The sequence below is a fragment of the Nocardia sp. NPDC057668 genome, assembly GCF_042799795.1.
In the GTDB taxonomy this organism is placed as follows: Bacteria; Actinomycetota; Actinomycetes; order Mycobacteriales; family Mycobacteriaceae; genus Nocardia.
This window is the reverse complement of the sequence record NZ_JBHVIC010000001.1, coordinates 2328571-2341074: the sequence shown is the minus strand read 5'-3', so window position 1 is coordinate 2341074 and position 12504 is coordinate 2328571. Positions and strand designations below refer to the sequence as shown.

The 12504-nt window shown below is 70.4% G+C and carries 13 protein-coding genes; 11 read left to right on the top strand and 2 right to left on the bottom strand.

Annotation, left to right across the window (positions count from 1 at the left end):
- Positions 1-70: 70 nt before the first annotated feature.
- Positions 71-706 (bottom strand): TetR family transcriptional regulator, encoded by a 636-nt coding sequence (locus tag ACFVBH_RS10780; RefSeq protein ID WP_354986324.1) that lies wholly within the window; start codon positions 704-706, stop codon positions 71-73.
- A 96-nt stretch (positions 707-802) separates the two neighbouring features.
- Here ACFVBH_RS10780 and ACFVBH_RS10775 point away from each other — a divergent pair, with 96 nt between their 5' ends.
- Positions 803-1585: an SDR family NAD(P)-dependent oxidoreductase gene (locus tag ACFVBH_RS10775; RefSeq protein WP_379001185.1), complete on the top strand. Its 783-nt coding sequence runs from the start codon at positions 803-805 to the stop codon at positions 1583-1585.
- Between the two features lie 104 nt (positions 1586-1689).
- On the opposite strand, the gene ACFVBH_RS10770 is transcribed toward ACFVBH_RS10775, so the two are convergent.
- Positions 1690-2625 carry an NADP-dependent oxidoreductase gene (locus tag ACFVBH_RS10770; protein ID WP_379001184.1) on the bottom strand — a complete coding sequence of 312 codons (936 nt, stop codon included), beginning with the start codon at positions 2623-2625 and terminating at the stop codon, positions 1690-1692.
- 111 nt (positions 2626-2736) lie between these two features.
- Between ACFVBH_RS10770 and ACFVBH_RS10765 the strand changes: the two genes are divergently transcribed.
- The 10 genes from ACFVBH_RS10765 to holA all read left to right on the top strand — a co-directional run bounded on the left by ACFVBH_RS10765 (position 2737) and on the right by holA (position 12486).
- Positions 2737-3690: an AraC family transcriptional regulator gene (locus ACFVBH_RS10765; protein ID WP_379001183.1), complete on the top strand. Its 954-nt coding sequence runs from the start codon at positions 2737-2739 to the stop codon at positions 3688-3690.
- 157 nt (positions 3691-3847) lie between these two features.
- Positions 3848-4546: an RsiV family protein gene (locus ACFVBH_RS10760; RefSeq protein WP_379001182.1), complete on the top strand. Its 699-nt coding sequence runs from the start codon at positions 3848-3850 to the stop codon at positions 4544-4546.
- A gap of 84 nt (positions 4547-4630) precedes the next feature.
- Positions 4631-5275, top strand: a complete 645-nt coding sequence (gene nadD / locus ACFVBH_RS10755; protein ID WP_354986329.1) for a nicotinate-nucleotide adenylyltransferase — start codon at positions 4631-4633, stop codon at positions 5273-5275.
- Entirely contained in the window at positions 5272-5685 is a 414-nt protein-coding gene (gene rsfS / locus ACFVBH_RS10750) for a ribosome silencing factor (protein ID WP_354986330.1), read from the top strand. The genes nadD and rsfS overlap by 4 nt, the downstream gene beginning before the upstream one ends.
- Positions 5685-6347 (top strand): histidine phosphatase family protein, encoded by a 663-nt coding sequence (locus tag ACFVBH_RS10745; protein ID WP_354986331.1) that lies wholly within the window; start codon positions 5685-5687, stop codon positions 6345-6347. The genes rsfS and ACFVBH_RS10745 overlap by 1 nt, the downstream gene beginning before the upstream one ends.
- 82 nt (positions 6348-6429) lie before the next feature.
- On the top strand, positions 6430-7200 hold the full coding sequence (octT, locus tag ACFVBH_RS10740) for a diglucosylglycerate octanoyltransferase (RefSeq protein ID WP_379001694.1): 771 nt from the start codon (positions 6430-6432) through the stop codon (positions 7198-7200).
- A gap of 17 nt (positions 7201-7217) precedes the next feature.
- Positions 7218-8060 (top strand): DegV family protein, encoded by an 843-nt coding sequence (locus tag ACFVBH_RS10735; RefSeq protein WP_379001181.1) that lies wholly within the window; start codon positions 7218-7220, stop codon positions 8058-8060.
- Positions 8061-8209: 149 nt separating this feature from the next.
- Complete coding sequence (locus tag ACFVBH_RS10730; RefSeq protein ID WP_379001180.1) at positions 8210-9433, top strand: ComEA family DNA-binding protein; 1224 nt, start codon at positions 8210-8212, stop codon at positions 9431-9433.
- A 1096-nt stretch (positions 9434-10529) separates the two neighbouring features.
- Complete coding sequence (locus tag ACFVBH_RS10725; RefSeq protein ID WP_379001179.1) at positions 10530-11504, top strand: ComEC/Rec2 family competence protein; 975 nt, start codon at positions 10530-10532, stop codon at positions 11502-11504.
- Between the two features lie 10 nt (positions 11505-11514).
- On the top strand, positions 11515-12486 hold the full coding sequence (gene holA, locus ACFVBH_RS10720) for a DNA polymerase III subunit delta (protein ID WP_354991367.1): 972 nt from the start codon (positions 11515-11517) through the stop codon (positions 12484-12486).
- The last annotated feature ends 18 nt before the right edge of the window (positions 12487-12504 follow it).

Here is a 12504-nt window from a genome sequence, read left to right as displayed (position 1 = left end):
GGTCAGACACCTCCGGAGCGGCGCCGTCGGCCGCGTCACGACAGGGCGGAGAGTGAGATCCGGGCCTGGTCTAGAGCAGTGTTCCCTCGGCCAGGTGGGTCAGGTAGGTGTCGACCACGTCGGCGGGGGAGGTCTCGCCGGTGGTGGCGGCCCAGTGCTCGGTGGCGAGGCGGACCGCGGTGTTGGCCATCGCGGCGGTCAGGGCGACCGAGATGTCGGTGGGGGAGCGGTTCGTGCGAGTCGCGATGATCGGGATCAGGCGGGTTTCGGCGTCCTGTTGGACGCGGAGCCAGGTGGAGCGGAGGGCGGGGAGTTCGGTCACCGCGCGTAGGACGGGGTGCAGGAGGGTGTCGGGGATGCCGGCCTCGGTGAGGGCGTAGGCCGTGGCGGAGCGGTAGGAGCGGGCCAGGGCCTCGCGGAGGGGGAGGTCGGGGGGACAGGCGGCCAATTCGTCGGCCCAGGCGGTGGTTCCGGCGGCCAGGAGCGGGGCGACCACGTCCTCCTTGGCGGGGAAGTAGCGGTAGAAGGTGCGCAGGCCCATGCCCGCGGCGGCGGCGATTTCCTCGACGGTGGTTGCGGCGTAGCCGTTTTCGGCGAAGAGTCGGGCGGCGACCAAGGCCACCTGGCGGCGGGTGGCCGCGCGGCGGGTTTCGCTGAGGGCGGGACGTCCGGGGCCGGGCGTGGCCGTGGTTCGGTCGCTGGTCACAGCCGCACTCTACAGAGCAGGAAAGATTTTGTGGCGCGGTGTGCCATTTATGGCATATCGTGTCACTAAAGCACTCAACGTCGAGGAAGAGATCTCATGAACCGTCTCGAACAGCGCCGCATCCTGGTCACCGGCGCGGGCTCCGGCATCGGCCAGGCCACCGTCCTTCGTCTGCTGTCCGAGGGCGCGATCGTCGTCGGCGCGGATGTCAACGTCGAGGGCCTCGCCCTGACCGGCAAGAGCGCCGCCGAGGCGGGCACCGATGCCCGCTTCACCGCCCTGGAGATGAACATCGGCGACGAAGCCGGCGTCATCGCGGGCGTCAAGAGCGCCGTCGACACCCTCGGCGGCCTCGACGCGCTGGTCAACGCCGCCGGCATCCTGCGCGCCGCGCACACCCACGAGACCTCCCTGGACCTGTGGAACCAGATCATCAACGTCAACCTCACCGGCACCTTCCTGGTGATCCGCGAGGCCCTGCCCGCCCTGCTGGCCAACCCCAGCAGCACGATCGTGAACTTCAGCTCCACCTCCGCGAACTTCGCCCACCCCTACATGGCCGCCTACTCCGCCAGCAAGGGCGGCATCCAAACCCTCACCCACGTCCTGGCTCTGGAGTACGGCAAGCAGGGCCTGCGCGCGGTCAGCGTGGCCCCCGGCGGCATCAAGTCCGGCATCACCGACGCGACTCCCGGCTACCTGCCCCAGGATTCGGACTGGTCCCTGTTCCAGCGCCTCATCGCCGTTGTCCCGCAGGACAATCCGGCCGAGATGGCGGGCCCGGAGAATGTCGCGGGCGTGATCGCGATGCTGGTCTCGGACGACGGCCGCTTCATCAGCGGCACCGAGATCCGCATCGACGGCGCCGCGCACACGTAATCCACCGGGACGCTCGGGGCGGGTCTCGAACTCGCCCCGAATGTTTCGGCCTACCGGTGGCGCTGTTGGCACCGCTGGTGGCCGGATATCACGCGCGGCCGGGGTCAGGGGTGGAGGATGATTTTGCCGCGGGTCAGGCCGGCCTCGCTGCGGCGGTGAATCTCGGGCAGGTCGCGCAGGGGGCGGGACTCGGCGATGTCGACCCGGAGGTGTTTCGACCCGACCAGCGCGCTGATCCGCGCCAATTGGGCTGCGTCGTTTCGGGTTACGAAGTGGACGGCGTCGGGGGCGGGGATCGGGGTCGCGATGGATACCAGGCGACCGCCGGGGCGGATCAGGGGTGTGAGGGCGGACGCCGCGCCGGGGGTGAGGGCGGCCAGGTTGATGACCGCGTCCAAGTCGGCGGGTAGCGGCTGCGCCGTGTAGTCGATGGTTCGATCGGCTCCGAGCTCGCGAATCGCGGCGGCGCTGCGTGCGCTCGCGGTGGCGAGGACCCGCGCGCCGGCGCGCTTGGCCAGCTGGACCGCGAAGCCGCCGACGCCGCCGCCCGCGCCGTTGATCAGGACACGTTGTCCGGGTGACACTTCCGCGTGTTCGTGGACCGCTTGCCAGGCGGTCAGCGCGGCCACCGGAATAGCGGCCGCGTCGGTCAGCGGCAGGCCCGCGGGAGCCGGAGCCAGGAGATCGGCGGCGGCCGCGACGTACTCGGCCGCCGCGCCGCCGGTATCCAACCGGGCGATCACCCGGTCGCCCGGGCCGAACATCGTGACGCCCGGGCCGACTTCCGTGACGATTCCGGCCACATCCCAGCCGAGCGTGTAGGGCAGCGGCAGCGGCAGGACATGTCGTAGCGCGCCGGAGCGCAGCGCCGCCTCGGAAGGGTTGAAAGAGGTTGCGGCGACGCGGATCAGCACCTCTCCGGGGACGGGGTGCGGCACCGGAACCACGTCGTCCGCGATGACGTCGGGCGCGCCGTAATCGTGGATGCGGGCCGCTCGCATGGTGACGACCGGGGTGGCGGGCGCGGGCTGTGTAGACATTCGGGTGTGTCCTCTCGTTCGGCTGATACCGACGGTATTTGCCGCTTTCGAGACGAACAATGCGTTGATATCTTTGTTTTATACGTCAAAGTCTCCACGTATCCTGATCGAGTGGATGTTCTCAGTGATGTGGTCGCGAGTATGCGCACCGGGCGCGCCAGCTCGGCGCGCATCGAATGGCGTGCCCCCTGGGGCCAGCGGTTTCCCGGTCGTGCGGGCGCGGCCGGATTCCAGGTCGTCCTGCGCGGCTCGTGCAAACTCTTTCCACCGCAGGGGGATCCGATCACCCTGAACGTCGGCGACGTGGCGTTCTTCCCACACGGTGACAGCTACGGACTGGCCGACGAGCTCACCACCCCGCTCGCCGAACCCCGATGCGATCCCGTCGAGGACACCGACCTGTTCGTCTCGGACTTCGTCGGCCGCGACGGCCAGGCGACGGTAACCCTCTGCGGCGGTTACGAACTCGACCCCGAGCGAGTGCATCCGCTGCTGCGTGATCTGCCCGAGGTGATCCACCTCCCCGCCGAGCTGGGCAGGCACCCCGAACTGCGTTCCGCGATAGAACTGCTGGGCGCCGAGGCGGCCAACCCCCGGCTCGGCGCGGACATCATCGTCCGAGCCCTGCTGGACATGCTGCTGCTGTACCTGTTGCGCGCCTGGTTCGAGGACCGCCCGGCCGGCGCGGAAGTCACCGGATGGGCTGCGGCACTGAACGATCCGGACATCAGCGCCGCCCTGCGCGCCATCCATCGCGCCCCCGGCGAGCCGTGGACGGTGCAGACCCTCGCCGACGAGGCCGGTCTCTCCCGGGCCGCCTTCGCCCGCCGCTTCCAATCCCTGGTCGGCCAGCCGCCCCTGACCTATCTGACCTGGTGGCGCCTGGCCACCGCCGGCCGCCTGCTGCACGGCTCCGACGCCCCGCTCCACGAGATCGCCCGCCGGGTCGGCTACACCTCGGAGTTCGCCTTCGCGGCCGCCTTCAAACGCGAGTACGGGATCGCCCCCGGCCGCTACCGCCGCACGCCCCCGCCCGCCAGGACCAACCCCCCGATCCCCGGCTGACCAGCCGGCGGCCACGGCGTCGCGGGCTTTGCCGGCCTCGGCGTCACGATCGGTGACCCACGCCCATTGGTCTGTCGTTAGGGAACCGTTGGCGGGTGTCGCGACAGTAATGGCAACGCCGGGAACAGCCCGGCAGCTTGCGATTTCGGAGAGCGACATGGGGCAGCAGCGTAAGACCGTTCATCTTCTACTCGCCATGGTGCTGGCGGCGCTCACCATGGGCGCGGTCAGCGTGGTGGCCAAGGGCGACATCATCGTCGGATTCCGGTCGAGCACGTACACGCTCGAGGGATACAACTACAAGGTCGACGTACCGCGATTCGACATCGACGGGGTCGACGGGGCCTACCTTCAGGCCCGGGACGTCTTCAACCGCTCGGTCCGCCGCGCGGCCGACATCTACATCGCCCGGGCGGGCGACCACGTGGACGTCAAGACCGGGACGAACTACGTCTACACCAACCAGCAGGTGCTCAGCACCAAGTTCTCGGTGAGCATCTACAACGAGGGCGCGGCGCACCCGTACGAGGACTTCATCACCCACAACACCCGCACCGAGACCGGCAAGGCCCTCGTGCTCCGCGACCTGTTCACCAATGTCGACAGCGGACTCTCGGTCCTGCAGCAGCAGGCCGCCATCCTGGTGCCCAAGGCCACCGACGGCGAGCCCTACTACAAGGACGCCCTGCTCCCCAAGGAAGACAACTACCGCCACTGGGCGGTCGCGAAGGACGGCCTGCGCGTCTACTTCGGCGAGATCGCCTCGCACGCCGCCGGGAACATCATGATCACCGTCCCGTGGCAGGCCCTGGACAAGGTCCTGAAGCCCGACATGAAGGCCGCGCTCACCGCCTGACCCACCCACAACCGAACCCACAACCGAAAAATGACAACCGCCGGGACGACGTTCCGGCGGTTGCCCCCGGTAAGCTCGCTATTCGTGCATACGACAGGGCGCCGCAAGCTAGGGGTGATGGGCGGCACCTTCGACCCCATCCATCACGGGCACTTGGTTGCCGCCAGCGAGGTCGCGAACACCCTCGAACTCGACGAGGTCATCTTCGTCCCGACCGGGCAGCCCTGGCAGAAGGCCGACCGGCTCGTCAGCCCGGCCGAAGACCGCTATCTGATGACCGTCATCGCCACCGCGTCGAACCCGAGCTTCTCCGTCAGCCGGACCGACATCGAGCGCGGCAAGAAGACCTACACCATCGACACCCTGCGTGAGCTGCGCGAACAGTATCCCGACGCGGATCTGTACTTCATCACCGGAGCCGACGCGCTGGCCAGCATCCTCACCTGGCAGGATTGGTCCGAACTGTTCGAACTGGCGAAATTCGTCGGGGTCAGCCGTCCGGGGTACGAATTGAACATCGACCACCTGGCCGACTATCTCCGTGATCACCCCGCCGACGCCGTCACCATGATCGAAATCCCCGCCCTGGCCATCTCTTCGAGCGAATGCCGGAAGCGGGCGAGCGAGGGCCGGCCGGTGTGGTATCTCGTCCCGGATGGCGTCGTGCAGTACATATCGAAGCGGCACCTCTACGTGTCGCACAGCAATGGGAAGGTGGCGGCAGGGTGAGCGCATCAGTCGAAGCGGTCAAGATGGCGACGGTGGCGGCCTTGGCGGCCGACGAGAAGCTGGCCGCGGAAGTCGTCGTCCTCGACGTCTCCGAACAGCTTGTGATCACGGACTGCTTCGTGATCGCGTCCGCGCCGAACGAGCGCCAGGTCAACGCCATCGTCGACAACGTCGAGGACAAGCTGCGCGACGCCGGATACAAGCCGGTGCGTCGCGAGGGCACCCGCGAAGGCCGTTGGGCGCTGCTGGATTACGTCGACATCGTGATCCACATCCAGCACAACGACGAACGCGACTTCTACGGCCTCGAGCGCCTGTGGAAGGACTGCCCGCAGATTCCGATCGAGGGCATCGAAGAACAGCGCGCCAAGGTCGAGGCCGAAGCGAACGACGAGGCCGGAGACGAGTAGTGGCCAGTAAGCTCGCCGGCGTCCGCCGGCTGATTCTGTTGCGCCACGGGCAGACCGAATGGAATGCCGGCGACCGCATGCAGGGTCAGATCGATACCGAACTCAGTGAACTGGGCCGCCGTCAAGCCAAGGACTGCGCCCCCGACATGGCCACCAGCGATGTCATCCACATCGTCTCCTCGGACCTGCGGCGCGCGCACGACACCGCGCTCGCCGTCGCCGACCACGCCGGACTGCCGGTGGTGACCGACACCCGGCTGCGCGAAACCGATCTCGGGCAGTGGGAGGGCATGACCCACCACGAGGTGGACTCGTTGTATCCCGGTGCGCGCAAGGAATGGCGCATGGATCCGACCTTCACCCCGCCCGGCGGCGAATCCAAGCTGGAGGTCGGCGCCCGCGCGCTGCCCGTGGTGCACGAGTTCTTCACCGAGCGCCACGACTGGCCCGGTAATACCATCGTGCTCGTCGCGCACGGCGGCCTGATCGCGGCACTGACCGCGGCGATCCTGGACCTCCCGCCCGTGAACTGGCCCGCCCTGGGCGGGCTGGCCAATACCAGCTGGGTGCAGTTGACCAGCCACGGTCCGAGCATGGACCGGCCCGGCTGGCGGCTCGATGTGTGGAACGCGGTCGCGAAGGTAGCCCCCGATGTCCAGTGATACCGCCGATGAACGGCAAGTCTCCGACGAACTGCTGCGGCAGGCGTCGGAGGTGAGAAACGTCCGGCACGCGCCGGACGCGTTGTTCGGCGGCGCGCCCGAGCCCGAGAGCGCGGCCGAACCCGGTCCGCGCCCGGTGCTGCTGGTGATCGGTGACTCGCTGTCCTACTTCGGGCCCAAGGGCGGGCTGTCCGCGGATCACCCGCGAATCTGGCCCAATCTCGTTGCCGCCGAACTCGGCTGGGATGTCGAGCTGGTCGCGCGGATCGGCTGGACCTGCCGGGACGCGTACTGGGCGCTGATCGGCGACCCGCGCGTGTGGGCGAGCGTGCCGCGCGCCGGTGCGGTGGTCTTCGCGACCGCCGGAATGGATTCCCTGCCTTCGCCTTTGCCGACCGCGCTGCGCGAACTCATCCGCTACGTGCGGCCGGCCGGCGCTCGCCGCCGGGTCCGCGAGGCCTATAACTGGCTGCAGCCCAAGCTTTCTCCGCTCGGGTGGCCGGTGGCGCTGCCGCCCGCGGTGAGCGTGGACTACCTCGAACAGTCACGCAACGCGCTGGCCGGGTTGCGGCCGGAGCTGCCGATGGTGGCGGTGCTGCCGTCGGTGCATCGGTGCGACGCGTACGCGCGCGTGCACACCGGGCGCGAGCCCATGGTGCGGGCCGTGAGCGACTGGGCGCGGGACAAGTCGGTTCCGCTGGTCGACCTGGGTGAAGCCGTGCGGGACAACGTCTTTCACGGTGAGGCGAATCCCGACGGGATTCACTGGGGCTGGGAGGGGCACAGCGCCGTCGCCCGCGCCATGGTGAAGGTGCTGTCCGAGGTCGCGGTGCGCGAGGGCAAGACTGCATGAGAGAGGTTCGCTAGCGGATGGCCGTCGTGGTTGTCACGGACTCGTCGGCCAGCCTGCCCGCCGACCTCGCCGCCGACCTGGGCGTGCTCACGGTGCCGCTGCACGTGCTTGTCGACGATCGTGAGATCCGCGAGGGCGTGGACGATTGCGAGATCGACTACAGCTCTTCCGCGGTGACCACCTCCGGGGCCTCGCCCGGTGATCTGCGTTCGGCGTACGAACGCGCGCTGGACATGAGCGGCGGCGACGGCGTTGTCGCCGTGCATATTTCGCGGCAGCTGTCCGGGACCTGGGAAGCCGGCCGCACGGCGGTGCGGGACATGGACGCCGCCGACCGGGTGCGGCTGGTGGATTCGCTCAGCGCCGGGCTCGGGACCGGGTTCCCGGTGCTGGCTGCTGCGCGGCGCGCACGGACCGGGGCGCCCCTGGACGTGGTGTACGACTCCGCGGTGTCCGCGGCCAGTCGCGGGCGCACGTTCATCGTGGTGAATCGGACCGAGCAACTGCGCCGGGGCGGGCGATTGAGCAGTGCCGCGGCGTTCTTCGGCACCGAGCTGGTGACCAAGCCGATCCTGCAGATCGTCGACGGGCGCATCGAGCTGCGGGAGAAGGCGCGGACACGGTCCAAGGCGTTCGCGAAACTGGTCGCGGCGGCGGTGGACGCGGCGGGCGAGGACGGAGCCGCGGTCGCGGTGCAGCACCTCGGGGCGGAAGAGGCGGCGAACACCATCGCGGGACAGCTTCGGGATCTGGTCCCGGGGATTCGCGAGCTGATCGTGAGCGAGTTCGGGCCGACGCTGGGCGTACATCTGGGAATGGGCGCGGTGGGGGCGCTGGTCGTGCCCGGTGGCTGTGGGTGATCGGCGAAACCGCTGATCACAGCGGTTGGAGGCGGGCGTGACCCGCGTCAAAATCTGGCTTTCCACAACGGGATTCGCTATCCACAGGCGCGCTGAAACCCCAGGTCGGCGCACCGGTGGGTTCGGGCTCGAGGCATACCGTCGCCCGCATGACACGCATCGACGAACACTCTCCCGCGGGCCGCAGGCTCGACGCCCTCTCGGACCCCGAATCCGTCGCCCCGCCTGATCCCCGGGCACGCAGCGGGTCTCGCTGGGACGAGGATTCGGCCGAGGCGTCCGCCCGCGAATCCGGAGACCGCGGGGCGGACGGATTCGCCCCGGGGCGGTCGTACCGCACGCCCGCGGGTGCGCGGCGGCCGGCGCGTGACCCGCGACCGCCGGGCGGGGCCTACGAGACGTCCGATGAACGTGAGCTGTCCGGGCACACGGCGCGGCTCGATCATCGAGCGCCCCGGGCCAGCGGGGCGCGGGAGGCACGGGATCCGGGTGGATTGTGCTCTCCCGCCTGGTTGTCCGGGGTCGGCGGGGGCACCGTGCCCTGGTACGAGCGCGTGGTACCGGAGCGTTTCCGGGGGACGCGGTGGGATCCGGGGCCGCGCGGGGTCGTGGTGCTGGCGGTGGTCGCGGCGCTCGCCGTGCTGCTCGCGGGATTCGCCGCCCTGCGCGAGGAGCCGGAGGTGTACGCGGTGCCGCCCATCAGCCCACCGGCGAGCGCCGGGCCGGTATCCGCCGCGGCTCAGGACGGTTCGGGCGGCGGCGCTCCGAACGCCGATGGCGGAGAGAGCGGCGGCGCGGGCTCCGCGCCGCAGGGCGGGCCGGGAGCCGCGCAGGCATCGGTACCGTCCCGAAACCCCGCCGCGCCCAACCCCTCCGAGGTGAACGGCCATCCCGCGTCCACCGGCGAGCTGGTGGTCAGCGTGATCGGCTTCGTGGACTACAGCGGCCTCCGCCGCCTCCCTGCCGGCTCCCGGGTCGCCGACGCCCTGAAATCCGCGTCCCCCCGCCCCGACGCCGACCTCTCCGCCCTGAACCTGGCCCAGCCCCTCGTGGACGGCGACCAGATAGTGGTCGGCAAACCCGTCCCGCGCGCCCAGCAGGTAGCCACCACGATCATCAATTCCGCCAAACCCCCGTCCGCCCCACTCGATCCCACCTCGCCCCGCCCGGCCACCCCCGCCGCCAAGATCAACCTGAACACCGCCACCGAAGCCGAACTCGATGCCCTCCCCGGCGTAGGTCCCATCACCGCCAAATCCATCGTCACCTGGCGCACCACCCACGGCCGCTTCACCTCGATAGACCAACTCGCCGACATAGACGGCATAGGCCCCGCCCGCCTGGCCCGCCTCCGCCCCGCGGTGACGATATGACGAACCCGTCCACCGCCGTCCGCGGCCCCACCTCGAACGCCGACGCGTTCCATGTGAGCCAGAAAAGCGTTGTGGGACCGCATATCCGACCGATCGACATGGTCGACGCGGGTGAACCCGCTGCTCCCTCTACCCTGCCGGACGACTTCGGCCGCCGGTGGTCGCGTATGTACACGGGGGAATCGCGGTGCCGCGCTGCGGCAGCACGCTGGGATTCGGCAGACACCGCTGAGCACACGCGGGTCAGCGGTCGACACCTGGGCGCCGAGGACACGGAGGCCGTGTCCGCCGGAGGCCGGGATACCGGCGGGCAGCGGTTTCCCGCGCGGGGAGCGCTGGATCGGGTGGCCGAGCTTGGGGGTGAGTGCGGGCGGGGCGTCGCCAACCGCGCGAACTCGGAGAGCGATAGATCGGTGGAACCCCGGTGGTGAGGCGGGGGACAGGGCGCGAGGTGGAGGATGCGGGGGAATTCGCCGAGGCTCCGCAGGTTGTGGACGCTCGGTTGGTTCCAGCGGCTGTGTGTGCCTGGGGCGCGATGATCGTGGCGTTGGCCGGCGGATGGCGGGCCGGGGTCGGGGTGGGTGTCGGGTGCGGGGTCTTGGCGGTCGCGGGGTGGGGCGTTCGGCGTCGGACCCCGCAGGGGATGTGGGTTGTGTTGGCGGGGTTGGTGGTTGGGGCGGGATTCGGGATGGCCGGGGGGTGGCAGGCGTATCGGGTGGCGGAGCATCCGCTGGGGGCGGTGCCGGAGGGGGAGCGGGTTCGGGTTACCGCGGTGGTGGCGGATGATCCGAAGAAGTTGAGTGGGGCGGGGTTTCGGGGTCGGGACTGGATCGTGCGGCTGGAGCTGGTGGAGTTTCGGCGGGGTGAGGCCGGGGCGGGGAAGCGGGCGGGCGGGCGGGAAAATTCGGGTGGGTCCGCGTCGGGTGACGGGCAGACCGGTGGCGGGGGCGGCACGCGGGATGACGCCGGCGGAGTGGAGGCGGTGCGGGGTGGGGGTGAGGTGATCGCGTTCACCCGGGAGGCGGGGTGGGCCGGGTTGTTGCCGGGGCAGCGGGTGGTGTTTCGGGGGGAGGTGGACCGGGGGTGGGCGCGTGGGATGACCGTGGGAGTCGTTCGGGTGGAGGGAGTTCCGACGCTCGTGGGGGAAGCGCCGTGGTGGCAGCGGGTGGCCGGTGGGGTGCGGGCGGAGTTCGCGGGGGTGGCACAGCGGGCCCTGGGGGAGGAGGCGGCGGGGTTGTTGCCGGGGTTGGTCATCGGGGATGTGTCGCGGGTTTCGGAGAAGGTGCGGGGGGATTTCCGGGAGGTGCATCTTTCGCATTTGACCGCGGTTTCCGGGGCGAATGTGACGATTTTGCTAGGGGCGGTGTTGCTTTCGATGCGGGTGCTCACCGTGGATCTGCGGGTGGGTGTCGCCGTGGCCGCGGTGGCGCTGGTCATGTTCGTGGTGTTGGCACGGCCCTCGCCGAGTGTGTTGCGGGCCGCGGTCATGGGGGCGGTGGCGCTGCTGGCGATGGTGGGCGGGCGGCGGAAGCAGGCGGTTCCGGCGTTGTGCGCGGCGGTGATCGGGCTGGTGGGGTGGTCGCCGGGGCTGGCGGTGGATTGGGGGTTCGCGCTGTCGGTGGTGGCCACGGCGGGGCTGGTGGTTTTCGCGCCGGGGTGGTCGGAGTGGTTGCGGGCGCGGGGGTGGTGGCGTGCGCCCGCGGACGCGGTGGCCGTGTCCGCGGCGGCGTTCGTGGTGACCACGCCGATCGTCATCGCCATGACGGGCCATGTGAGCCTGCTCGCGATCGTGGTGAATGTGCTGGTGGAACCCGTGATCGCACCGATCACCGTACTGGGGGCGCTGGGCGCCGTGCTCTCCTGCGCGTGGTCTCCGGCGGCGGAAGCGGTCGTCCGCTGTACCGGGCCGCCGCTGTGGTGGCTGCTCACCGTCGCCGATCGGGCGGCGGCGCTGCACGCCTCGGTGCAGCTGCCCGGCGGCGTGCGGTCGGGTGTGGTGGCCGCGGTGCTGTGCGCGATTGTGCTCGGCGCGCTGCGCCCGCGTCGGGGAGGTGTCGGGCCCGACTCGTAGGATCGGGGTCGTGAGCCAACGACCCGCGTCCCTGCATCTCGTGCTCGGTGATGAAGAACTGCTGGTGGAGCGGGCGGTGGCGGCGATCACCGCGCAGGCGCGGGCCGCCAGCCCGGACGCCGCCGCCATGCCGGTGGACAGGCTGCGGGCCGGTGACGCCAGCACCGCGGAACTGGCCGAGCTGCTGAGCCCCTCGCTGTTCGCCGAGGATCGCGTCATCGTGCTCGAGGCCGCCGCCGAGGCCGGCAAGGACGCCGTCGCGGTGGTCCAGGACGCCGCCACCGACCCGCCCGAAGGTGTCGTGCTGGTGATCCTGCACTCCGGCGGCGGCCGCGCCAAGGCCCTCGCCCCCGCGCTGCAGAAGCTGGGCGCGGTGGTGCACCCGGCGACCAAGGTCACCAAAGCCGGTGAGCGAGTCGAATTCGTGCGCAACGAATTCCGCAACGCCAACGTGCGGGCATCCGGCGACGTGGTGCAGGCCATCATCGAGTCCGTCGGCTCGGAGCTTCGCGAATTGGCCGCCGCCACTTCACAATTGATCGCCGATACCGGTGGCAAGGTCGACGTGGCCGCGGTGCACCGCTACTACTCCGGCCGCGCCGAGGTCACCGGTTTCGACGTCGCCGACCTGGCGGTCTCCGGCGACCGCCCGGCCGCGATGGAAGCCCTGCGCTGGGCCACCGACCGTGGCGTTCCGGCCGTCCTGCTGGCCGATGCCCTCGCCGATTCGGTGCACACCATCGCCCGGGTCGGTTCCGCGGGCCGCGGCGACCCGTTCAAACTCGCGGGCGATCTCGGCATGCCGCCCTGGAAGGTCAAGAAGGCCCAGGGTCAGGCCCGCGGCTGGAACGGCGCCGCCATCGGCGCGGCCCTGCAGGTCGTGGCCGCGCTGAACGCCGACGTCAAGGGCGGCGCGGCCGACACGAACTACGCCCTCGAACACGCCCTCGCGCGCATCATCGACCTGCGCGAATCCGTCTGAGCCCGAACGAGAGAACCC